The following is a 21,990-nucleotide window of genomic DNA, read 5'->3' as shown; positions in this document are numbered from 1 at the left end:
TATGCAGGGGATTGGATTAACCCTTTTGACGAAATGCCCGATATCGTGGATTATCCAAGAACATTCTTTGATAAATAGCGAGTCAATCATGAAGGCGAAATCAGGAGCGTGGGCGGCCGGGGTCGTGGCGCTGGCGCTGGCGGGCGGCGGACTGTACTGGAAGTACGGCGGCGCGCAGCAAAAGGGCGGCTGGGCCATGGCGCCGGCCAAGGTCGCGGTGGCCGCCGCGCGGCAGGCGGACTTCCCTGTCACGCTGAGCGGCATCGGCTCGCTGGAGGCGGCGCGCCAGGTGCAGGTGGCGGCCGAAGTGGACGGCCGGGTCGACCGTATCCTGTTCGCCTCGGGCGCGCAGGTCCAGGCCGGCCAGTTGCTGGTGCAATTGAACGACGCGCCCGAGCAGGGCGAACTGGCCCGGCTGCAGGCCCAGGCGCGCAATGCGCGCGCCTTGCTGGACCGCACCCGCCGCCTGCTGCCGCAACAGGCCGCCACGCGCGAACAACTGGACCAGGCGCAGGCCGACTACGACCAGGCCGCGGGCGACATCAAGCGCGTGCAGGCCTTGATCGAGCAAAAGCGCATCAAGGCGCCGTTTGACGGCGTGCTGGGCGTGCGCCGCGTGAACCTGGGGCAATTCGCCCGCGCCGGCGATCCGCTGGTATCGCTGACCGACGCTTCCGCCATGTACGCCAACATCACCCTGCCCGAGCAGGCCATGGGCGCGTTGCGCGCGGGCCAGCCGGTGGCGGTGACCGTGGACGCCCATGCGGGACGCGTCTTCGAAGGTCAGATCACCACCGTGGAGCCGCAAGTGGACGCAGGGTCGCGCACCGTGCGCGTGCAGGCGACCCTGCCTAACGCCGACGGCGCGCTCGCGGCCGGCATGTATGCCCAGGGCCAGATCGGCCTGCCCGCGCGTCCCGGCGTGATCACCGTGCCGGAAACCGCGGTCAGTTACAGCGCCTATGGCGATTCCGTCTACGTGCTGAACCCGCCCAAGGCGGGCGAGGCGTCCGCCGGCCCGACGGTCCGCCAGGCCTATGTGAAGACGGCCGAGCGCGTGCGCGGCCGCGTGGTCGTGACCGAAGGCTTGCAGGCGGGCGACCAGGTCGTGACCTCAGGCCAGCTGCGCCTGCACAACGGCGCGGCGGTCGAGGTTGGCGCCGAGGACACCGTGGCGTTGGACGCCGCGCAGCAGACCGTGGCGCAAGTCCGGTAAGGGCGCGGAGCAGAACATGAAATTCACCGATCTCTTCGTGCGCCGGCCAGTGCTGGCGTTGGTGGTCAGCACGCTGATCCTGCTGCTGGGCATCAAGGCCCTGAGCGGCCTGCCGGTGCGGCAGTATCCGCTGACCGAAAGCACCACCATCACCATCACCACCCAGTATCCGGGCGCTTCGCCCGACCTCATGCAAGGCTTCGTCACCCAGCCCATCGCGCAGTCCGTGGCCACGGTGGAAGGCATCGACTACCTGTCGTCTTCCTCCACGCAGGGCCGCAGCGTGATCACGGTACGGATGAAGCTGAACGCCGACTCCAACAAGGCCATGACTGAAGTGATGGCCAAGGTCAACGAGGTCAAGTACCGCCTGCCGCAGGACGTCTACGACCCCGTGCTGGTCAAGTCCGCCGGCGAGGCGACCGCCGTGGCCTATGTCGGCTTTTCCAGCAGCACCTTGTCGCTGGCGTCCCTGACGGATTATCTGTCGCGCGTGGTGCAGCCGCAGCTCTCGTCCATCGACGGCGTGGCCAGCGTGGAACTCTACGGCGGGCAAAAACTGGCCATGAGGGTGTGGCTGGACCCGAACCGGATGGCGGCGCGCGGCATTTCCGCGGGCGAACTGGCCGACGCGCTGCGCGACAACAACGTGCAGGCGGCGCCGGGGCAGGCCAAGGGCCTGTACGTGGTGTCCAACATCCAGGTCAACACGGACCTGGTCAACGTCGCGGAATTCCGCGACATGGTGGTCAAGCGCGAGGGCGACGCGATCGTGCGCCTGGGCGACGTGGCCACGGTGGAACTGGGCGCGGCATCCACCGATTCCAGCGGCCTGATGGACGGCGAGCCGGCGGTGTACTTCGGCCTTAACGCCACGCCGGTGGGCAATCCGCTGGTGATCGTCAAACGCCTGAACGAGTTGCTGCCCAACATCAAGCAGAACCTGCCGCCCGGCACCAGCGTACAGGTGCCGTTCGAGCTGGCCCGCTTCATCAGCGCTTCCATCGATGGCGTGGTGCATACGCTGATCGAGGCCATCGCCATCGTGGTGGTGGTGATCTTCCTGTGCCTGGGTTCCTTGCGCGCCGTGCTGATTCCGGTGCTGACCATTCCCCTGTCCATGCTGGGCGGGGCTGCCATCATGGCGCTGTTCGGCTTCAGCGTGAACCTGCTGACCTTGCTGGCCATGGTGCTGGCTATCGGCCTGGTGGTGGACGACGCCATCGTGGTCGTGGAAAACGTGCACCGCCACATCGAAGAGGGCAAGTCGCCGGTGCGCGCGGCCCTCATCGGCGCGCGCGAAGTGGCGGGGCCTGTGATCGCGATGACCATCACGCTGGCCGCGGTCTACGCGCCGATCGGCCTGATGGGCGGGCTTACTGGTTCGCTCTTCAAGGAGTTCGCCTTCACCCTGGCCGGGTCCGTGGTCGTGTCGGGCGTCATTGCGCTGACCTTGTCGCCCGTGATGAGCTCGTTCCTGCTCAACAGCCGGGTCTCCGAGGGCTGGATGGCGCGCCGCGCCGAGCATTTCTTCGGACGCCTGGGCGATGCCTATGGCCGCGTGCTGGACGTCTCGCTGCATCACCGATGGGTGACCGGGCTGATTGCCGTGGCGGTACTGGCGAGCCTGCCGTTCCTCTACAACGCCGCGCAGCGCGAGCTGGCGCCGGTCGAAGACCAGTCGACAGTGCTGACCGCGATCAAGTCGCCGCAGCACGCCAATATCGACTACGTGGAGAAATTCGGCCGCAAGTGGGACGACGTCATGAAGACCCTGCCGGAACAGCAGGGGCGCTGGCTGATCAACGGTTCCGACGGCGTCTCCAACAGCATCGGCGGCGTGGACTTCGTGCCTTGGGAAAAGCGCGAGCGTTCGGCCGACCAGATCCAGGCCGACATGCAGGCCATGGTGAACCAGGTCGAGGGCAGCAATATCTTCGCCTTCCAGCTGCCGTCCCTGCCGGGCTCCACCGGCGGGCTGCCGGTGCAGATGGTCATCATGAGCGCGTCCGACTATCCGGTGGTCTATGAGGCCATGGAGGGCCTGAAGAAGGCGGCGCGTGAAAGCGGCTTGTTCATGGTGGTCGACAGCGACCTGGACTACAACAATCCGGTGGTGCAACTGAAGGTGGACCGCGCCAAGGCCAACAGCCTGGGTGTCACCATGAAGGCCATCGGCGACACGCTGGCCGTGCTGGTGGGCGAGAACTACGTGAACCGCTTCGGCATGGACGGCCGTTCCTACGACGTTATTCCGCAGAGCCTGCGCGAACAGCGTATTTCGCCGGAGTCGCTGGCGCGCTACTACGTCAAGAGCGCCAGCGGCGCGCAGGTGCCGCTGTCCAACCTTGTGACCGTGTCCATGGGGGTGGAGCCCAACAAGCTGACGCAGTTCAACCAGCTCAACGCGGCCACCTTCCAGGCCATTCCGATGCCTGGTGTGACCATGGGCGATGCGGTGCAGTTCCTGACCCAGCAAGCCCAGTTCCTGCCTGCGGGCTTCAGCTACGACTGGCAGTCGGACGCGCGCCAGTACAGCCAGGAAGGCTCGGCGCTGATGATCACCTTCATCTTCGCCATCATCGTGATCTACCTGGTGCTGGCGGCGCAATACGAGAGCCTGCGCGACCCCTTCATCATCCTGGTGAGCGTGCCCATGTCGATCTGCGGCGCGCTGATACCGCTGGCGCTGGGCATGGCTACCGTCAACATCTATACCCAGATCGGGCTGGTGACGCTGATCGGCCTGATCAGCAAGCACGGCATCCTGATGGTGGAGTTCGCCAATGAAATGCAGGTCAGCCACGGGCTGGACCGGCGCACCGCGATGGAGCAGGCCGCCCGCATCCGGCTGCGTCCCATCCTGATGACGACCGCCGCCATGGTCATGGGCCTGATCCCGTTGCTGTTCGCCAGCGGCGCGGGCGCGCACAGCCGCTACAGCCTGGGCCTGGTCATCGTGGTGGGCCTGCTGGTGGGCACGCTGTTTACGTTGTTCGTGCTGCCCACCGTCTACACCGTATTCGCCCGCGACCACCGCGCAGCGCACGACACGCCGCGCGCCCGGGAACTGGCGCTGGCCCAGGCCGAGGACGCCGCGGCGCCCGGCGCCTCCGCCTAGCCGAAGGAAACCATCATGAAGCACTCACAACTTTCCATACGCATGCGCCGCGGCGCGGCCGTGCTGCTGGCCGCGCTGGCCACGGCCGGCTGCGCCGTCGGACCCGACTACCAGAAACCCCAGGCTGCTCCGGTGGCGTTGGCCAGCCCTGAACAGGCCCTGTTCTCAACCGATCAATTGCAGCGCGACTGGTGGAAGCAATTGCAGGACCCCCAGCTGGACCGGCTGATCGATCTGGCGCTGTCGCGCAATCTGGATATCCGCATGGCGCAGGCGCGCCTGGCCGAGTCGCGCGCGGTGCTGGACGAGAAGGAACTGGACCAGTTGCCGGCGGTCACGCTGGGCGGCGGCTATGAACGCAGCCTGTCGCAGGCCAATGCCGGCGTCGCGGGCCAGCGCAATCTGGCCGAGAGCTACCGGGCGGGCTTTGACGCCACCTGGGAGCTGGACCTGTTCGGCCGGCTGCGCCGGGCGGCCGAGGGCGCGGCCGCGCGCAGCGAGGCGCAGGCAGCGGACCTGGCCCAGACCCGCATCGTCGTGGCCGCCGAAGTGGCGCGCAATTACTTCGAGCTGCGCGGCGCGGAACAGCGCCTGGCCGTGGCGCGCGCCAACCTGGAAAGCCAGCGCGACAGCCTGCGCGTGATCCAGGCCATGGTGTCGGCCGGCCGCGGCGACGAAGGCGACCTGGCCAGCGCCCGCGCCGAACTGGAGACCGTGCAGGCCAGCGTGCCGTTGCAGATCGCGGCCCGACGGCTGGCGCAGTACCGGATCGCGGTGTTGGCGGGCCTGCGGCCGGTGGAGCTGGGCGAGCTCGATGCGGGCAAGGCGCTGGCGCCCCTGGATACCCGCCTGCCGATCGGCGACGTGAGCGCCTTGCTGTCGCGCCGCCCGGACGTGCTGGCGGCCGAACGCGGCATGGCTGCGGCCAACGCCGACGTGGGCGTGGCGACTGCGGAGCTCTATCCGCGCATCGACCTGGGCGGGTTCCTGGGTTTCGTCGCCCTGCGCGGCGCGGATTTCGGCTCATCGGCCAGCCGCGCGTTCAGCGTGGCGGCCACGGCCAACTGGCCTGCCTTCCATCTGCCCACGGCGCTGGCGCGCAAGCGTGGCGCGGTGGCGCGCGCGGACGGCGCCGTCGCCAGCTACGAGCTGACCGTGCTGCGCGCGGTCGAGGAACTGGAATCGGCGCTGACGGAGTACGGCCAGACCCAGCAGCGCCTGGGCAGTCTGGCGCAGGCGGCCGCGCATAGCGGCAGGGCGGCGGAACTGGCGCAGCTGCGCTACCGTGAGGGCAGTACGCCGTATTTGACGGTGCTGGACGCGCAGCGTACGCTTTTGCGCGCCCAGGACGCCGTGGCCGTGGCCGAAACCGAGTCCTATACCCGCCTGATCGCGCTGTACAAAGCTTTGGGGGGCGGATGGGAGGCGCCCTCGATGGATCCGCCGGCCGCTTCCGGCTGACCGGCAGGCCAGGTTCATGGCACCATAGGCAAACAACCGGAGTATGCACATCCATGTCTGACAGTCCGTCCCATCCCGTGGTCTGGGAGCATCAGCCCGCCGATCGCGTGCTCATGACCCTGAAGACGCGGGGCCCGCAATCCGTCGCCGTCATTGCCAAGGCCCTGGACGTGACGGCCGAGGCCGTGCGTCAGCAGATGACGCGCCTGCATGCGGAAGGACTGGTGGATTCCGAAAGCCACAGCGCGGGCCGGGGCCGGCCCACGCAGATCTGGTTCCTGACCGATGCCGGAAACGGGCGCTTCCCGGACACGCATGCCGAAATGACGGTGCAGATGCTGGGCGCGGTGCGCCAGGTGTTTGGCGAAGAGGGCATCGAAAAGCTGATCCAGGCGCGCGAAGCCGCCATGCTCAACAGCTACCGCCAGGCCATGCAGGGCGCCCGCAGCCTGAAGGAAAGGCTGGAGCGGCTGGTGGAAGTCCGCTCTGCCGAAGGCTACATGGCCGAGCTGCGCAAGGATGGCGCGGACTTCCTGTTCATCGAGAACCACTGCCCGATCTGCTCCGCGGCCAAAGCCTGTATGGGTTTTTGCCGCAGCGAGCTGGAGCTCTTCCACAAGGTGCTAGGAGCAGAAGTCCGGGTGCGCCGCGAAGAACACATCCTCGCGGGCGCGCGCCGCTGCGCCTACCGTATCGACAAGGCTGGCTGACCAGTCATGAGCGGGGCTGCTCCCAGCCGCCCAGCGCCTTGTACAACTCCACCGCATTGACCAGCCGGCGCTGCTGCAGCCGGATGAACTCCTGTTCGGATTCGAACAGGCTGCGCTGCGCTTCCAGCATTTCCAGGTAGCTCGCCACGCCGCGTTCGTAGCGCCTTTCGGTCAGGCGCTGGCGGTCGCGGTCGGCGTCGCGGACCTTGCGCTGGGCGTCGATCTGGGCGCGCAGCGTGTCGCGCGCGGACAGCGCGTCGGCCACTTCGCGGAAGGCCTGCTGGATGCTGCCCTCGTACTGGGCCACCGCGATGTCCTTGCGCGCTTCCGCCAGCGACAGGTTGGCGCTGTTGCGTCCGGCGTTGAAGATGGGCAGCGTCAGCTTGGGCGCGAAGGTCCAGGTGCCCGTGCCCGAACCGAACAGGTCCGAGAAGCTGCCCGCCGTGGTGCCGATGTCGGTCGTCAGCTGCACCGACGGGAAGAACGCCGCGCGCGCCGCGCCGATGTCGGCGTTGGCGGCCCGCAGCGTGTCCTCGGCCTGGCGCAAGTCCGGGCGACGGACCAGCAGGGTTGAAGGCAGGCCCGCGGCCAGCGGTGTCAGGCTCTGGCTTTCCAGCGTGACGGCATCGGTGTCGGGCGGCAGCGAAAAGTCGCCCGCCAGCAGGCCCAGGGTGTGCACCGACTGCCGGTATTCCCGGCTCAGTTCGGCATGCGTGGCGCGCGAGGATTCCACCAGCATCTGCGCGGTACGCAGCCCCACGGCCGTTTCCAGCCCGGCGTCGTAACGGCGCTGGGTCAGTTTGAGCGAGGCCTCGCGTAGCGCCAGCGTGCTTTCGGTCAGGCGCAGCTGTTCGGCCAGCGAGCGCTGGTTGAAGTAGGCCGTGGCCGTTTCCGAAACCAGCGACAGCGTGGCAGCACGGTGCGCTTCCTCGCTGGCCAGGTAGCGCGACAGCGCCGCGTCGCTCAGGCTCTTCACGCGGCCGAAGAAATCCAGTTCGAACGCGGCGATGCCGACGGCGGCGCGGTAGCGGTCGGCCACCGGCATGCGCGGCTGGCCGGGCTCCGCGCCGCGTCCGCGGCTGAACTCGCCCGTGCCGTCGATGGACGGCAGGCGGTCGGCCTGCTGTACGCCGTACAGCGCCCGCGCTTCCTGGATGCGCAGCGCCGCCACCCGCAGGTTGCGGTTGTTCTCGAGCGCGGCGGCGATCCAGGCCTGCAGCGCCGGGTCGTTGAAGTAATCGCGCCAGTCCTGCGGCATCGCCGCCAGTCCGTCCGCGGCGACCGTGTCATAGGCCTGGGGGACCGGCGCTGCCGGTCGCTCATAGGTGGGGGCCAGCGAGCAGCCGGCCAGGGCCAGCGCAAGCAGGGTCATTGCCATAGCCTTCATGGCGTGGTCTCCAGCGTTTCGCGGCCTTGCGGACGCGAGGGACGCACGCGCATGCCCAGCGCGCGGCCCACGATCAAAAAGAAGAGCGGCACCAGGAAGATGGCCAGCACCGTCGCCGTGACGATGCCGCCCAGCACGCCCGTGCCGATCGCGGCCTGGGCGCCCGAGGCCGCGCCGGTGGCCAGCGCCAGGGGCAGCACGCCCACGCCGAAGGCCAGCGAGGTCATCACGATGGGCCGCAGCCGCAGCCTGGCGGCCTCCAGCGTGGCGGACACGATGCCCTGGCCGTCGCGCACCAGGTCCTTGGCCACTTCCACGATCAGGATCGCGTTCTTGGCCGACAGCCCGATGGTGGCGATGAGGCCGACCTTGAAGTAGATGTCGTTGGGCATGCCGCGCAGCGTCACGCCCAGCACCGCGCCGATCACGCCCAGCGGCACCACCAGGATCACCGCCAGCGGTATCGACCAGCTTTCATACAGCGCGGCCAGGGCCAGGAACACGACCAGCACCGACAGCGCGAACAGCACGGGCGCCTGGTTGCCGGACAGCCGTTCCTCGTAGGACTGCCCCGACCAGTCGAAGCCGATGCCGCGCGGCAGTTCGGCCGCCAGCGCCTCCATGGCGCGCATGGCCTCGCCGCTGCTGTGCCCGGGCGCGGCCGAGCCGTTGATGGTGAACGACGGGAAGCCGTTGTAGCGGTTGAGCTGCGGCGGTCCCATCGACCATTTCAGGGTGGCGAAGGCCGACAGCGGCACCATCTGGCCCTGCAGGTTGCGTACATGCAGGCGCGACACGTCTTCCATGTCGACACGGCTCTTGCCGTCGGCCTGCACGGTCACGCGCCGCACCTGGCCATTGAGCATGAAGTCGCCGATATAGTCCGAACCGTACATTACCGCCAGGGCGGTGTTGATCTCGTCCAGTGGCACGCCCATGGCCTGCGCCTTGTCGCGGTCGACGCGCAGCTCCAGCTGCGGCGCTTCTTCCTGGCCGGCGAAGACAACCTCCGTCAGCGCGGGATGCTTGGCCGCCGCTGCCAGCAATTGCTGGCGCGCCTGCTCCAGGGCCTCGTAGCCCAGTCCACCCCGGTCCTGCAGGCGGAAGTCGAAGCCCGAGGTGGAGCCCAGGTCCGGCAGCGGCGGGGAGTTCAGCGCGTGCACCATGACGTTCTTGCGGTCGGCGAAGGCGGCGTTGATGCGTTCCACCACCGCGTTCACGTGCAGGTCGGCGCCGCCGCGCTGCTTCCAGTCCTTTAGCGTGACGAAGAACATGGCCGAGTTCGGTCCGCTGCCGTAGTTGCTGAAGCCGTTGACCGAATACACATATTCGACGGGCTCATGCTCCATCATGTAGCGCTCGACCTCTTTCACCATCGCCATGGTTTCGGCTTGCGGCGAGCCCTGGGGCAGGATGACCATGGCCATGAAGCTGCCCTGGTCTTCGTCCGGCAGGAAGGAAGAGGGCAGCCGGGCGAACAGCAGCGCCACCGCGGCGATCACCGCCAGATAGGCCAGGCCGAAGCGCACCGGACGGGCCAGCACGCCCGACACCCGGGCGGTGTAGCGCGCCGTCAGGCGCGCGAAGGCCCGGTTGAACCAGCCGAAGAAGCCGCGCTTCTCGTGGTGGCCGGCGGCGATCGGCTTGAGCATGCTGGCGCACAGCGCCGGCGTCAGCGACAGCGCCAGGAAGGCCGAGAAGGCAATCGACACGGCCAGCGTCACGGCGAACTGGCGGTAGATGTTGCCCACCGCGCCGTCAAAGAAGGCCATCGGCACGAACACCGACACCAGCACCACCGTGATGCCCACGATGGCGCCGCTGATCTGGCCCATGGCCTTGACCGTGGCCTCGCGCGGCGACAAGCCTTCCTCGGCCATGATGCGCTCGACGTTTTCCACCACCACGATGGCGTCGTCGACCAGGATGCCGATGGCCAGCACCATGCCGAACATCGTCAGCACGTTGATGGAATAGCCCAGCCCCAGCATCACGCCCAGCGTGCCCAGCAGCGCCACCGGCACGACCAGCGTCGGAATCAGCGTGGCTCGGAAGTTCTGCATGAACAGGTACATCACGCAGAACACCAGGGCTACGGCTTCCAGCAGGGTCATCAGCACCTTCTTGATCGAGATTTCGACGAAGGTGGATGTCTCGTACGGAATGTCCCAGGTCACGCCCGGCGGGAAATACTGGGCCAGCTCCTGCATGGTCGCGCGGATGCGCTTGGTGGTTTCGACCGCGTTCGAACCCGGCGCCAGCTTGATGCCCAGGCCTGTGCCGGTCATGCCGTTCACGCGCGACAGGTACATGTAGTCGGTGCCGCCCAACTCGACCCGCGCCACATCCTTCAGGCGCAAAGTGGCGCCGTCCGGCTGCGCGCGCAGCGGAATGTTGCCGAATTGCTCGGGCGTGCGCAGGGACTCGCCCGCGACGATGCTGGCGTTCAGCGGGGCGTCCTTGGGCACGGCCTGGTTGCCCAGCTCGCCGATGGTGACGCGCGCATTGTGGCTGCGCAGGGCCGAGACGATGTCGCCCGGGGTCAGGGACATGGCCGTCAGCTTGGCCGGATCCGGCCAGATGCGCATGGCGGCTTCCGCGCCGAACGACTGCACCTTGCCCACGCCTTCCACGCGGCGCAGCGCCTGCAGCACGTTGGAAGCGGCCAGCTCGCCCAGCTGGATGTCATCCAGGCCGCCGTCCGATTTCAGCGACACCACCAGCTGGATGTTGTCGGCCGCCTTCTCCACGCGCACGCCGTCGCGGCGCACCGATTCCGGCAGGCGCGGCTCCACCGCCTTCAGGCGGTTCTGCACTTCCACGGCCGCCAGGTCCGGGTTGGTGCCTTGCTTGAAAGTCAGGTTGATGCTGGCCCAGCCCGTCGAGTCGCTGCTGGACGAGGTGTACATCAGTCCCGGCGCGCCGTTCATCTCGCGTTCGATGATGGCGGTGACGGCCTCTTCGACCACCTTGGCCGAGGCGCCGGGGTAGCTGGCGCCGACGTTGACCACGGGCGGAGCGATGTCCGGATATTGCGCCACCGGCAGCGCACGGATTGACAGGATGCCGACCAGCACGATCAGCAGCGAGATCACCCAGGCGAAGACGGGGCGATCGATAAAAAAACGCGCCATTGCGGTTTATCCTTTTTGGCCCGGCGCGGACGTCCTAGCGTGGACGCCGGCCTCCGGGTTGCCGGCGGCGGGGGGCTGCGCACCGGGCGCGGCCCGCTCCACCGGTTTGATTTTCTGTCCCGCCGCCATATGCGCGGCGTTCTCGACGACGATGCGTTCGCCGCCTGCCAATCCCTGCGTGACGATCCAGTTCGGACCCTGCAGCCGCTCTGCGGTGACGGCGATCTTCTTCAGCTCTCCGTCTGCACCCGCGGCCAGCACGTGCGCGCCTTCGGCATTGCGCAGCAGGGCGTTGCGCGGCACCAGATAGGTGTCGCGGTTGATCGCCTGCTCCAGCCGCACCCGCACATACATGCCCGGCAGCAGATCGCGGCCCGGGTTCTCGAACAGCGCCCGCATGGTGACGTTGTCCGTGCCGGGATCCACCGCCAGATCGGCGAACGACAGCGTGCCGCCGCGCCCGTACTCCGAGCCGTCGGGCAGCAGCAGCCGCACCCGCACCTGGTCCGGCGCCACGCCTTCCAGGGCGCCCGCGCGGATCTGCTTCTGCAACTGCATCACCTCGGCCGCCGGCTGGGCGAAGTTCACGTAGATGGGATCGATCTGCTGCACCACCGTCAGCGGCGTGGCCTGGCCTTCGCCCACCAGTGCGCCTTCGGTCACCAGCGCGCGTCGCGCCCGGCCGTCGATGGGCGAAGTGACGCGCGCGTAATCCAGCTTCAGCTTGGCGCTTTGCAGGTTGGCGCGGGCCAGGGCGACCTCGGCCCGGGCCTGGCGCTCCTGCGCCACGCTTTCGGCGTGGTCGCGTTCGCTGATGGCGCGGTCCGACACCAGGTCAGCGTAGCGGCGCAGCTTGTCGGCGGCGGCGGAAAGATTGGCCTGCGCGCGCGCCAGGTTCGCGGCTTCCGAATCGTAGGCGGCCTGCAACGGCGCGGGATCGATCTGGAACAGGGCGGCGCCGCGCGTCACATCCTGGCCTTCTTCGTACAGGCGCGCGGTGACGATGCCGGCCACGCGCGCGCGCACTTCGGCTTCGCGGTAGGGCTCCAGCCGGCCCGGCAATTCGGTCGCGACGCTGGTGGGCGTGGCTTGGGCAACGATGACGCCGACTTCGGCGGGAGCCTCGGTGGCTTGTTGGGCTTCCGGTTTCGAGCAACCGGTAATAAGAATTAGTACGGAAGAAAGGGCGAGCGTGCGTAGAGAGACTCTTTGCTTCATTTTTAAAATTTCTGATGGGCCCGCAGAGGGCTGAGGTGGGGAAAGGCGCCGACTTTCCCGCGTGGGGAAGCGAGTCTATCATTTAATCCGTCACGCTTGATTAATTATTTTGTTCGGAAGTATGCTCCCCGCTTCACACTTATTCACAGTGACGAAAGAGGCGGCTTCTTGTTTTGAAGCCGCCGTTTTTTTGCAGCCGGTTTTTAAGAAGGAGGTCCCCCGCATGGCCCGCAAGACGAAAGAAGAGTCCCAACGCACCCGCGACCGCATCCTGGATGCCGCGGAGCACGTGTTCCTGTCCAAGGGGGTGGCCGCCACCACCATGAGCGACATCGCCGACCACGCAGGGGTGTCCCGGGGCGCCGTCTACGGCCATTACAAAAACAAGATCGACGTCTGCATCGCCATGTGCGACCGCGCGCTGGGCGAGGCTGCTCCCCTGACTCATGTCTCGACCGACGGCGAGGCGCTGGAATCGCTCTACACCTCCATGCGGCAATACATCCAGATCTACGCGCAGGAAGGCTCGGTGCAGCGCGTGCTGGAAATCCTGTACCTCAAATGCGAACGCAGCGACGAGAACGCGCCGCTGCTGCGCCGCCGTGACTTGTGGGAGCGCCACGCCCTGCGCACCTCGGAGAAACTGCTGCGCGCCGCGGTCAAGCGCGAGGACCTGCCGCGCGCGCTGGACGTGCGCCTGTCCAATCTTTATCTGCACGCCCTGGTCGACGGGGTGTTTGACAGCATCTGCTGGTCCGATCGCCTCAAGGGCGACATGTGGCCGCGCGTCGAGCGCATGCTCCGCGCCGCCATCGATACCCTCCGGTTTTCCGCGCACCTGCTGACGCCGAAAGCCGCCTGATTCCGCGGCGGGCGCTTTTCAACGGGATGCTCCTGAACTGAGCATCCCCATGCCGGACGCCCCTACAATCCGCGCATGACCCTCAAGCAACTCGAAGCCTTCTACTGGGCCGCCACCTGCGCAAGTTTCGCCGTGGCGGCCGAGCGTCTGCATCTGTCGGTATCGTCGCTGTCCAAGCGCATCACCGAGCTCGAGGAAGGCCTGGGCCTGTCCTTGTTCGATCGCAGCGGCCACAAGGCGGTGCTGACCGACGCCGGCCAGCGCCTGCTGCCGCAGGCGCGCGACCTGCTGGCCTCGGCGGAGCAGATACGGGCGTCGCTGGCGCAAAGCGCGGGGCTCAGCGGTCGCTGCCGCTTCGGCGTGGGCGAGCTGACCGCGCTCACCTGGCTGCCGCGGCTGATCCGGGGCGTGCGCGCCGCCTATCCGGACCTGGTGCTGGAACCCTATGTGGACATCGGCCAGGTGCTGGAGCAGCGCGTGGCCGACGGCGAACTGGACTTTGCCGTGATCGCCGGCCGTTCCTCTCGGCCCAATATCGCTTCCACGGCCATAGGCCAGGCCGACTTTTCCTGGGTCGCCGCGCCGGCGCTGCTGGACGGCGCCACGCGCATGACGCCGGAGCTGCTTGCCCGCCTGCCGCTGGTCACGCTGCCGGCGGGGGCCGGCACCACGCGCATCATCGACGACTGGCTGGCGGGCCGCGATGCCGGCGGCGAACGCCTCTGCTGCAACAACTGGGGGGCGGTGGTCGGCCTTCTGATAGAAGGCACCGGGGTCGGCCTGCTGCCCAGCCATTGGGCCCGCGCCTTGCAGGCCGAGGGCAGCCTGCGCGTGCTGGAAGGCGATACGCCGCTGGCGGCCATGCCTTATGCATTCCAGTACCGCCGCGATGATGCCCGGCCGCTGGTCGCCAAGCTGCGCGCCGAGGTCCAGGCCGCCGTGGACTTCGCGGCCCCTTGCCGCATCCCCTGAGGGTGCGTCCGCAAGGCGGCCGTCCGGCGCGCATTTAGGCTTACGACAGCCGCCGCTCTATACAATCGCCGCGCGCCTGGCGCAGAATCCAACAAGAACGTGCGCAGCGGGGGATGGACCCGGATGCAGCACGGCTCGGGTCTGTTCCCTCATGCCGGGCGGCGCGTCCGCGTGGGGAACCAGGCCGACCTGAACCGACGGAGATCTTTCATGCGTAAACTTTGCCTCGCCATGGCCATGGCGGGAATGCTGGCCAGCGGATTGGCGCAAGCGCAATCCACCCTGCGTATCGGCTTGCAGGACGACCCCGACGTGCTGGACCCGGTGCGCGCGCGCACCTTCGTGGGCCGCATCGTCTTCGCTTCCCTCTGCGACAAGCTGGTGGAGATCACGCCGGACCTGAAGATCGTGCCGCAGCTGGCGCAATCCTGGACCTTCAGCCCCGACAACAAGGTCCTGACCTTCAAGCTGCGCACCGACGCCGTTTTCCATGACGGCACGCCGGTGAACGCCGCCGCCGTCAAGGCCAACCTGGACCGCGCCCGCACCTTGCCCGACAGCAACCGCAAGAGCGAGTTGGCCACCGTCGCCAGCGTCGAGGCCCCGGACGCCAGCACCGTGGTGCTGACGCTGTCCGAACCCGATGCCTCGCTGCTGTCGCAGCTGTCCGACCGCGCCGGGATGATGATGTCTCCCGCCAGCTTCGACAAGGACCCTGGCGGCAAGCCGGTGTGCTCCGGCCCCTACCAGTTCAAGGAGCGCGTGCAGAACGACCGCATCGTGCTCGAGAAATTTCCCAAGTACTGGGACGCCGCCAACTATCACTTCGACCGTCTGGTCTACACCCCGATTCCCGACAACACCGTGCGCCTGAACAACCTGCGCGCCGGCGACCTGGACATCATCGAGCGCGTCGCGCCCAGCGATGCCAAGGCGGTGAAGGACGACAAGAACCTGACCCTGGCGCCGGTGACCGGCCTGGGCTTCCAGGCCATTTCGGTGAACCTGGCCAATGGCGCGCGCGCCAACAACCCCCTGGCCAAGGACAAGCGCGTGCGTCAGGCGCTGGACCTCGCGATCGACCGCGACGTGCTCAATCAGGTGATCGGCGAAGGCATGTTCCAGCCCGCCTATCAGCCGTTCCCGCCGGCCAGCTTCGCCTACAACACCGCCTTCGAGCACAAGGGCCGCGACCCCAAGAAGGCGCAGGCGCTGTTGAAGGAAGCGGGCTATGACCGCGTCAAGTTCGAGATCACCTTTGGCAACAACACCACCATGCAACAGGTGTTCGAGCTGGTACAGGCCATGGGCGCCGAAGCGGGCTTCGACATCACACTGCGTCCGGTGGAGTTCGCGTCCCTGCAATCCTCGCTCGCGCGCGGCGACTTCGAAGTAGGGCAGAGCGGCTGGTCGGGCCGCGTCGATCCCAGCGGCAACATCCACCAGTACCTGAGCTGCAAGGGCAACCTGAACGACGGCAAGTTCTGCGACGCCGCCGTGGACAAGCTGCTCAACGACGCCCGCGCCGAATCGGACACCGCCAAGCGCCGCGCCATGTATGACCAGGTGCTGACGGCGATGCAGGACCAGCGCCCGATCGTCTACCTGTTCTACCTGCCGTGGACCTTCGGCGTGCAGAAGAAGGTGGAGGGCTTCGTGCCTTACCCCGACGGCCTGATCCGTCTGAAAAATGTGAGGTAGAACCATGACCATGCTATCAAGCGTGCCGAATGCGCAAGCGAGCAACAGCATCCACGTAGCGCGGCACATCGGGGACGCCACGGATCCGGCTTTGCCGGTCCGCGGGCGTCGCCCCCTTGAGGGGGCCCGCGCAGCGGGTAGGGGGTGAGCCATGTTTACGACTCGCCCGGAAATCCTTGGCACCTTCGGTGTCGTGACCTCCACCCATTGGCTGGCCAGCGCCGCCGGCATGTCGCTGCTGGAGCGCGGCGGCAACGCCTTCGACGCCTGCGTGGCCTCAGCCTTCGTGCTGCAGGTGGTCGAACCCCATCTGGTGGGCCCGGCCGGCGAAGTGCCCGCGGTGTTCTATTCCGCGCGCACCGGCCGCGTCGAAGTGCTGTGCGGCCAGGGCACCACGCCCGCTGCCGCCACGCTCGAACGCTACCGCGCCGAAGGCCTCAAGCTCATCCCTGGCAACGGCCTGCTGGCCACGGTCATCCCTGGCGCCTTCGACGCCTGGATGCTGCTCCTGCGTGACCACGGCAGCATGCGCGTGCGCGACGTGCTGGAGCCCGCCATCTATTACGCGGAGCACGGCCACGCGCTCATGCCGCGCATCTCCAACACCATCGCCGGCCTGAAGGACTTCTTCCAGACCCATTGGCCCACGACGGCCGCGGTCTACGTACCGGGCGGCCAGGTGCCCGAGGCCCGCAAACTGTTCCGCAATCCGGCGCTGGCTCGCACCTGGACCCGCGTGCTGAAGCAGGCCGAAAGCGCCGGCGCAGACCGCGAGCGCCAGATCGAAGCGGCGCGCGACGCCTTCTACCGTGGCTTCATTGCGGAGGAAATCGACAAGTTTGCGCGCAACACCGATGTCATGGACGAGAGCGGGTCCACCCACCGCGGCGTCATTACCGCCGAGGACCTGGCGGGCTGGTCGGCCAGCTACGACACGCCGGTCACCTACGACTATCACGGCTACACCGTGGCGAAAGCCGGCTCCTGGAGTCAAGGTCCGGTCTTCCTGCAGACCCTGGCGCTGCTCAAGGAGATGGATCTGGCAGGCGTGAGCCCGACCAGCGCCGAATTCGTGCACCGCGTGACCGAGGCCATGAAGCTGGCCTTCGCCGACCGCGAGGCCTATTACGGCGATCCGGCCTTCGTCGACGTGCCGCTGGACCATCTGCTGTCCGACGCCTATAACGCCGAACGCCGCGCGTTGATCGGCGAGTCGGCTTCGCAAGATCTGCTGCCCGGCCAAGTGCCGGGTTTCGAGGCGCAAGTGAAGCGCGTCATGGACACGCTGGAGCGCCTGTCCAAGGTATCCGCGCCCGGCAGCGCCACCAATGAACCCACGCTTGCCGACATGCGCGCCTCCGCCAAACGCGGCGACACGACGCACGTGGACGTCATCGACCGCTGGGGCAACATGATCTCGGCCACGCCTTCGGGCGGATGGTTCCAGTCTTCGCCGGTGATCCCGGAACTCGGCTTCGGCCTGAACACCCGCGCGCAGATGTTCTGGCTGGAAGAAGGGCTGCCTGGCACGCTGGCGCCCGGCAAGCGTCCGCGCACCACGCTGACGCCCTCGCTGGCGCTGCGCGATGGCAAGCCCTACCTGGCCTTCGGCACGCCGGGCGGCGACCAGCAGGAGCAATGGCAACTGTTGTTCTTCCTGCGTCACGTGCACCACGGCCTGAACCTGCAGGAAGCGATCGACCTGCCCATGTCCCACACCATGCATTTCCCCACGTCCTTCTATCCGCGCGACCGCAAGCCGGGGCATCTGGCGGTGGAGGCGAGCTTCGGCGCCGAGGTCATCGCGGCGCTGCGCCAGCGCGGGCACCAGATCGAGGAAGTGCCAGAGTGGTCGGTGGGCAGGTTGACCGCGGCTTCGCGCGATGCCGACGGCCTCCTGCACGCGGCAGCCACGCCGCGCCTGATGCAGGCTTACGCCATCGGCCGCTGAACGGCGGCGGCGGGCGCGCCTGGCGCGTCCGCCGCCAGCCTTGTTGCGGCGCTTTGCCGGCATGGGGTATGTTTGTCGCATGACGCCAACCCAGCATAAACCGGCAACAGCGGCCCATTCCCTGACGGGACAAGAACCCCTCTTCATCGTCCTCAATACCGGATCGGGACGCGGCGACGCGCAGATCCTCCAAGACACGATCCGTCGCATACTCGACGAGGCCGGGCGCCGTTACGAATTGATGCCCGTGCAGGATCCGTCGCGCCTGACCGCCACGGCCGAGGCCGCAGTCACGCGCGCGCAGGAACAGCAGGGCGTGGTCATCGCGGCAGGCGGCGATGGCACGCTCAATGCGGTCGCGGGTGTGGTGCTTGGCAAAGGAGTGCCGTTCGGCATCCTGCCCCAGGGCACGTTCAATTACTTCGGGCGCAGCTACGGCATCTCGCAAGATACCGAGGTGGCTTTGCGCGGCTTTCTGCAAGGCCAGCCCAGGCCGGTGCAAGTCGGCATGCTCAACGGCCGGCTGTTCCTGGTCAATGCCAGCCTGGGTCTGTATCCGCAATTGCTCGAGGACCGCGAAGCCTATAAACAGAAGTACGGCCGCAGCCGGATGGTGGCGCTGTGGTCCGGCCTGGTCACCCTGCTGCGCGCGCCGCGCCAGTTGAGCCTGCTGCTGGATCATGGCGGGCAGGCCCGCAATCTGCGCTCGCCCACCCTGGTGGTGGGCAACAACAAGCTCCAGCTGGAGCACATCGGCATCGAATCGGCTGAGCTGGATCAGAACCGCCTGATCGCCATGGCGGCGCGGCCGGTTGGCACCTTGGCGCTCTATGGCCTGCTGTTGCGCGGCTTGTTCAGCCGCCTGGGCGAAGCCGAGCATGTGGTGAGTTTCGCCTTCGACCGTCTGACGGTGGCCGTGCGCGGGCGCCGCCGCGTCAAGGTGGCGATGGACGGCGAAATCTCCTGGATGGATACGCCGCTGGAATTCAAAGTGGCCGACGAACGGCTGCCGCTGGTGGTGCCGGCGGACTCGCAATATCTGGACCGTTCATGACCCGTATCCTGCATTTTTCCGATACCCACTTCGGCACTGAACGCAAACCCGTGGTCGAAGCTGCGCTGGACCTGGCCTGCACGCTTGCGCCTGACCTGGTGGTGCTTAGCGGTGACATCACGCAACGCGCGCGGCGCGGCCAGTTCGCCGCCGCCCGCAGGTTCATCGAGCGCCTGTCGCTGCCGGTGCTGACCGTGCCGGGCAATCACGACATTCCGCTGTTCAACGTGTTTGCGCGCGCGCTCAATCCTTACGGCAACTACAAGCGGGCTTTGGGGCCAGTGCTCGAACCCGTGTTCGAGAACGCCGGCCTGCTCGCCATCGGCGTCAACACGACACGCCCGCGCCGCCGCAAGGATGGCGAGATATCCGGCGCGCAGATCGCCCGGGTCGCGGAGAGGCTGCGCCAGGCCAGGCCCGGGCAGTTGCGCGTCGTGGTGGCGCACCATCCCGTGCGCGCCAAGGTCGAGTCGGACCTGTCCAATCTGCTGAACGGGCGCGAACGGGCTCTCGAAGCCTGGACGCAGGCGGGCGTGGACCTGATTCTGGGGGGGCATATCCATCTGCCCTATGTGCTGCCCGCGAACCCGGCGGCGCCTTCCGGCGGCTGGGTCGTCCAGGCCGGAACCACCTGCTCGCGCCGCGTGCGCGGCAATGTGCCCAATTCGGTCAATGTCATCACCTGCGAGGGGGCAGGCGAGTGCCATATCGAGCGTTGGGACTACGCCGCCGGGGCGCATGCTTTTGCACCGGTAGACAAGACCTTGGTCGCGCTGTAATTGAGAAGGATCGGGAGTTTCATCGTGGCGGGCTCTTATTCATGACGGACGCGTACGCGGCATGGGCCGCGGCCCATGCCTTGCAGTTGTTCATCGCGCTGCCGTTGCTGGCCGGCGGGGTGGCGCTCGTGTTTGCGCGCTGCGGCCTGAGTCTGCGCGGCCGTCGCCGCGACGCCCTCTTCATGACGGGTACGTGCGCCGCGCTCGTACTCTTCCTGGTCCTGGCTTTCGCGATAGAAAGCGAGGGGAGGGTAGTGGCGTTCGACCGGGCCCTGGCCAATTCCCTGAGCATGTCCATGTCCACGCCGTTGCTGTGGCTGCTGTCCTGGTTCACCTACCTGGGCGACCGGAAATTCCTGACCGGGGTCAGCGTGCTGATGACGCTGTTTCTGTTGTGGCGCGGAGAATGGCGGCTGGCCCTGGTCTGCGCCGTCGCCACGGGCGTGGGCGGCGCGCTCAACTGGCTGCTCAAGCACGCCTTCGAACGGGTGCGGCCAGAGCACGATCATGGCTACGCCAGCGTGGCGGGATGGAGCTTTCCCAGCGGCCACTCCTCTGCCGCGATGGCCGTCTACGGCATGGCCTGCTATCTGTTGTGGCGTCTGGCGCCGCCTGCCTGGCGCCTGCCCGGCATTGCGCTGCTGGCGGCGCTCATCATGGCGATCGGACTCAGCCGCATCCTGCTGCAGGTCCATTTCGCCAGCGACGTGCTGGCGGGCTTCGCGGTCAGCCTGGCCTGGTTGGCGTTGTGCGTGGCGGCGGCGCAGCGCCTGCGGCCCTCATGCGCCGCGGGCCAGCGCGTTCAGTAAGCGCGTCTCGGCGAGCGGAGCGTCCACCGCCGCGGCCAGGGGCGCGCAGGTGTAGCGGCCGCCCGCCGCGACGATGGCCTGGTCCAGGCTGCGCGCGCGTTCGGCGCAAGGCGGCTCCAGATCCACGATCAGCTTGCCTGCCACCGGCGCCGTCACGTTGCCGTCGCTGAAACGCTCCAGCGTGCGGTCGATCTCGCGTTCGCGTGGCAGGGCCAGCACGATGGTGTCGGATTCTTCCAGCGCTTCCCGCGCGGAGGTGGCCAGCGTCGCGCTGCCGCGGAAGTCTTCGCAACGCCCGGGCTCGATGTCGTAGAGGGTCAGCGCGATGTCCGGCTCGGCCGCCAGGAGGCGCTGTGCGGCCTGCGTGCCGATCCTGCCCATGCCGACGATGCTCACGCGCATGCTCATGGCTTGGGCACGGACCACGTGCTCACGATATGGGCAAGAGGTTCGTCCGAACCCTCGCCGGTCAGGATGACTTCGCCCGCGGACAGCCGGCCCACTTTCAGCAACCGGGCGTCGGCATAGATGGCGCCCGCGGGGCTCTTGCGCAGGAAATTGATCGTCAGGCTGGCAGTCACTGCGTGCGCCTGTCCGGTGGCGCCCACCACCGCCGCGTACATGGTCAGGTCGGCCAGGCCCATCAGCATGGGGCCGGCAACGATGCCGCCCAGCCGCTGGTGGGCGTCGCGCGCCGGCAGCACCGCGCGCGCCGTGCCGCGGCCGATGCGTATCACGTCTATGCCCAACAGCATGGAAAACGGATGCTGGTCGGCCAGCAATATATGGAAGTCGGCCAGGCTGATCAGCGGGGCGTCGGCCGGGGTGTCCAGGTCGGTTGCGGTCATCGTTGCTCCAGGGCGAGGCAGTAGTTGTCCAGCAGCGTTTCCGCTTGCTGGCCCAGGGATTTCAGGCGGCGGGTGTGCAGCAGCAGCAGCAACCCCATCAAATAGGTGAAGAGATTCATCTGTTCGACGGCGACGGTCGCGGCCTCCCAGGACTTGGTCCGGGCCAGCGCCACGCCCAGCAGATCTATGCACTGGCGCAGGCGGGCGTTGAGCCGTTCGTCCATTTCCCGGCCCAGGCCGCGCGGCCCCAGCCCCTGGAACAGGTACATGCCCAGCGAAAAGTCGGTCCGCCGTTCTGCGTAGTACCCGAAGAACGCATGGATCGCAGTGCGCGCCGCGGCCGGCGCCGGCCCGCTGGAGGCCGCCTCGGCCAGATGCGCATGCAGGCGTTCCAGCGATTCCTCCAGCAGTGCGCCATAAATGGTTTCCTTGCCGGCGAACCACGGATAGATGGCGCCGGTGGTGCAGCCGGCCTCCTTGGCGATCGCGCGGATCGTGGTCTTCTCCAGGCCGTCGCGCTCGAACACGCGCTGGGCGGCGTCCAGAACCAGCTGGCGGCGCAACGCATTCAGTCTTTCGGAACGGTCGGCGCGGGACGTGGGCGTAGGCATATGGCTGAATGGTGAGTCGACGATTCGATCATATCGGCGATTTTTATAAATAACAACGTTATTGATAGTGGACGAGTCGGCGCATTCCTGCTGTGGGGGCCTTATGGCGAAGGTGCGATTCCGATGGCTGGTTGGAGGTCGCGGCGACGCGGAAAC

Annotated in this window: 17 protein-coding genes; 11 read left to right on the top strand and 6 right to left on the bottom strand. The window is 67.5% G+C overall.

The features are described 5' to 3' along the window. The first annotated feature begins 88 nt into the window (after positions 1-88). From IB257_RS16605 to IB257_RS16590, 4 genes are read left to right on the top strand one after another with little or no spacing between them, the layout of a single operon-like run. Positions 89-1,216 carry an efflux RND transporter periplasmic adaptor subunit gene (locus IB257_RS16605; RefSeq protein ID WP_054450445.1) on the top strand — a complete coding sequence of 376 codons (1,128 nt, stop codon included), beginning with the start codon at positions 89-91 and terminating at the stop codon, positions 1,214-1,216. 16 nt (positions 1,217-1,232) lie between these two features. After that, complete coding sequence (locus IB257_RS16600; RefSeq protein WP_175159632.1) at positions 1,233-4,337, top strand: MexW/MexI family multidrug efflux RND transporter permease subunit; 3,105 nt, start codon at positions 1,233-1,235, stop codon at positions 4,335-4,337. Between the two features lie 15 nt (positions 4,338-4,352). Further along, positions 4,353-5,798 carry an efflux transporter outer membrane subunit gene (locus IB257_RS16595; protein WP_119449048.1) on the top strand — a complete coding sequence of 482 codons (1,446 nt, stop codon included), beginning with the start codon at positions 4,353-4,355 and terminating at the stop codon, positions 5,796-5,798. 53 nt (positions 5,799-5,851) lie between these two features. Then, positions 5,852-6,508 (top strand): metalloregulator ArsR/SmtB family transcription factor, encoded by a 657-nt coding sequence (locus IB257_RS16590; RefSeq protein WP_119449049.1) that lies wholly within the window; start codon positions 5,852-5,854, stop codon positions 6,506-6,508. Positions 6,509-6,512: 4 nt separating this feature from the next. Here the strand turns inward: IB257_RS16590 and oprZ are convergent, their stop codons facing one another. Genes oprZ through IB257_RS16575 form a run of 3 tightly spaced genes read right to left on the bottom strand, consistent with a single transcriptional unit; the run spans position 6,513 to position 12,247 of the window. After that, a complete protein-coding gene (oprZ, locus tag IB257_RS16585; protein WP_054450454.1) occupies positions 6,513-7,895 on the bottom strand; it encodes a multidrug efflux RND transporter outer membrane subunit OprZ in 1,383 nt (460 codons plus the stop codon). Further along, positions 7,892-11,029, bottom strand: coding sequence for a multidrug efflux RND transporter permease subunit (locus IB257_RS16580; protein ID WP_175159636.1), 3,138 nt, complete (start codon positions 11,027-11,029; stop codon positions 7,892-7,894). The genes oprZ and IB257_RS16580 overlap by 4 nt, the downstream gene beginning before the upstream one ends. A gap of 6 nt (positions 11,030-11,035) precedes the next feature. Continuing rightward, positions 11,036-12,247, bottom strand: coding sequence for a MexX/AxyX family multidrug efflux RND transporter periplasmic adaptor subunit (locus IB257_RS16575; RefSeq protein ID WP_192492585.1), 1,212 nt, complete (start codon positions 12,245-12,247; stop codon positions 11,036-11,038). A gap of 223 nt (positions 12,248-12,470) precedes the next feature. Here IB257_RS16575 and axyZ point away from each other — a divergent pair, with 223 nt between their 5' ends. The 7 genes from axyZ (at position 12,471) to IB257_RS16540 (ending at position 20,375) form a co-directional block, all read left to right on the top strand. Then, positions 12,471-13,109, top strand: a complete 639-nt coding sequence (gene axyZ, locus IB257_RS16570) for a multidrug efflux transcriptional repressor AxyZ (protein ID WP_119449053.1) — start codon at positions 12,471-12,473, stop codon at positions 13,107-13,109. A 75-nt stretch (positions 13,110-13,184) separates the two neighbouring features. Further along, on the top strand, positions 13,185-14,081 hold the full coding sequence (locus IB257_RS16565) for a LysR family transcriptional regulator (protein WP_119449054.1): 897 nt from the start codon (positions 13,185-13,187) through the stop codon (positions 14,079-14,081). 210 nt (positions 14,082-14,291) lie between these two features. Continuing rightward, complete coding sequence (locus tag IB257_RS16560; protein WP_054450465.1) at positions 14,292-15,782, top strand: ABC transporter substrate-binding protein; 1,491 nt, start codon at positions 14,292-14,294, stop codon at positions 15,780-15,782. A 151-nt stretch (positions 15,783-15,933) separates the two neighbouring features. Beyond that, entirely contained in the window at positions 15,934-17,733 is a 1,800-nt protein-coding gene (locus IB257_RS16555) for a gamma-glutamyltransferase family protein (RefSeq protein ID WP_125472573.1), read from the top strand. Positions 17,734-17,812: 79 nt separating this feature from the next. Next, positions 17,813-18,787: a diacylglycerol kinase family protein gene (locus tag IB257_RS16550; RefSeq protein ID WP_054450469.1), complete on the top strand. Its 975-nt coding sequence runs from the start codon at positions 17,813-17,815 to the stop codon at positions 18,785-18,787. Continuing rightward, on the top strand, positions 18,784-19,566 hold the full coding sequence (locus tag IB257_RS16545; RefSeq protein ID WP_192492584.1) for a metallophosphoesterase: 783 nt from the start codon (positions 18,784-18,786) through the stop codon (positions 19,564-19,566). The genes IB257_RS16550 and IB257_RS16545 overlap by 4 nt, the downstream gene beginning before the upstream one ends. A 41-nt stretch (positions 19,567-19,607) precedes the next feature. Further along, positions 19,608-20,375, top strand: coding sequence for a phosphatase PAP2 family protein (locus IB257_RS16540; protein ID WP_054450473.1), 768 nt, complete (start codon positions 19,608-19,610; stop codon positions 20,373-20,375). Here the strand turns inward: IB257_RS16540 and IB257_RS16535 are convergent. The 3 genes from IB257_RS16535 to IB257_RS16525 are packed head-to-tail and all read right to left on the bottom strand — an operon-like array spanning position 20,346 to position 21,834. Continuing rightward, on the bottom strand, positions 20,346-20,783 hold the full coding sequence (locus tag IB257_RS16535) for an NAD(P)-binding domain-containing protein (RefSeq protein WP_054450475.1): 438 nt from the start codon (positions 20,781-20,783) through the stop codon (positions 20,346-20,348). The two genes, IB257_RS16540 and IB257_RS16535, sit on opposite strands and share 30 nt — an antisense overlap. Continuing rightward, positions 20,780-21,223 carry a PaaI family thioesterase gene (locus tag IB257_RS16530; RefSeq protein WP_054450477.1) on the bottom strand — a complete coding sequence of 148 codons (444 nt, stop codon included), beginning with the start codon at positions 21,221-21,223 and terminating at the stop codon, positions 20,780-20,782. The genes IB257_RS16535 and IB257_RS16530 overlap by 4 nt, the downstream gene beginning before the upstream one ends. After that, entirely contained in the window at positions 21,220-21,834 is a 615-nt protein-coding gene (locus IB257_RS16525; RefSeq protein WP_054450479.1) for a TetR/AcrR family transcriptional regulator, read from the bottom strand. Before IB257_RS16525 ends, IB257_RS16530 begins: the two co-directional genes overlap by 4 nt. Between the last annotated feature and the right edge of the window lie 156 nt (positions 21,835-21,990).

The sequence above is a fragment of the Achromobacter sp. ACM03 genome, assembly GCF_014851665.1.
Taxonomy (GTDB): Bacteria; Pseudomonadota; Gammaproteobacteria; order Burkholderiales; family Burkholderiaceae_B; genus Achromobacter; species Achromobacter aegrifaciens.
Note: the sequence above shows the minus strand (reverse complement) of the source record. Positions and strands in the feature narration are given on the sequence as shown.

Bases quoted from the DNA above. Each gene is read 5' to 3' on its own strand.
- IB257_RS16605 (WP_054450445.1), top strand. From the start codon at position 89: ATGAAGGCGAAATCAGGAGCGTGGGCGGCCGGGGTCGTGGCGCTGGCG.
- IB257_RS16600 (WP_175159632.1), top strand. From the start codon at position 1,233: ATGAAATTCACCGATCTCTTCGTGCGCCGGCCAGTGCTGGCGTTGGTG.
- IB257_RS16595 (WP_119449048.1), top strand. From the start codon at position 4,353: ATGAAGCACTCACAACTTTCCATACGCATGCGCCGCGGCGCGGCCGTG.
- IB257_RS16590 (WP_119449049.1), top strand. From the start codon at position 5,852: ATGTCTGACAGTCCGTCCCATCCCGTGGTCTGGGAGCATCAGCCCGCC.
- oprZ (WP_054450454.1), bottom strand. From the start codon at position 7,895: ATGAAGGCTATGGCAATGACCCTGCTTGCGCTGGCCCTGGCCGGCTGC.
- IB257_RS16580 (WP_175159636.1), bottom strand. From the start codon at position 11,029: ATGGCGCGTTTTTTTATCGATCGCCCCGTCTTCGCCTGGGTGATCTCG.
- IB257_RS16575 (WP_192492585.1), bottom strand. From the start codon at position 12,247: ATGAAGCAAAGAGTCTCTCTACGCACGCTCGCCCTTTCTTCCGTACTA.
- axyZ (WP_119449053.1), top strand. From the start codon at position 12,471: ATGGCCCGCAAGACGAAAGAAGAGTCCCAACGCACCCGCGACCGCATC.
- IB257_RS16565 (WP_119449054.1), top strand. From the start codon at position 13,185: ATGACCCTCAAGCAACTCGAAGCCTTCTACTGGGCCGCCACCTGCGCA.
- IB257_RS16560 (WP_054450465.1), top strand. From the start codon at position 14,292: ATGCGTAAACTTTGCCTCGCCATGGCCATGGCGGGAATGCTGGCCAGC.
- IB257_RS16555 (WP_125472573.1), top strand. From the start codon at position 15,934: ATGTTTACGACTCGCCCGGAAATCCTTGGCACCTTCGGTGTCGTGACC.
- IB257_RS16550 (WP_054450469.1), top strand. From the start codon at position 17,813: ATGACGCCAACCCAGCATAAACCGGCAACAGCGGCCCATTCCCTGACG.
- IB257_RS16545 (WP_192492584.1), top strand. From the start codon at position 18,784: ATGACCCGTATCCTGCATTTTTCCGATACCCACTTCGGCACTGAACGC.
- IB257_RS16540 (WP_054450473.1), top strand. From the start codon at position 19,608: ATGACGGACGCGTACGCGGCATGGGCCGCGGCCCATGCCTTGCAGTTG.
- IB257_RS16535 (WP_054450475.1), bottom strand. From the start codon at position 20,783: ATGAGCATGCGCGTGAGCATCGTCGGCATGGGCAGGATCGGCACGCAG.
- IB257_RS16530 (WP_054450477.1), bottom strand. From the start codon at position 21,223: ATGACCGCAACCGACCTGGACACCCCGGCCGACGCCCCGCTGATCAGC.
- IB257_RS16525 (WP_054450479.1), bottom strand. From the start codon at position 21,834: ATGCCTACGCCCACGTCCCGCGCCGACCGTTCCGAAAGACTGAATGCG.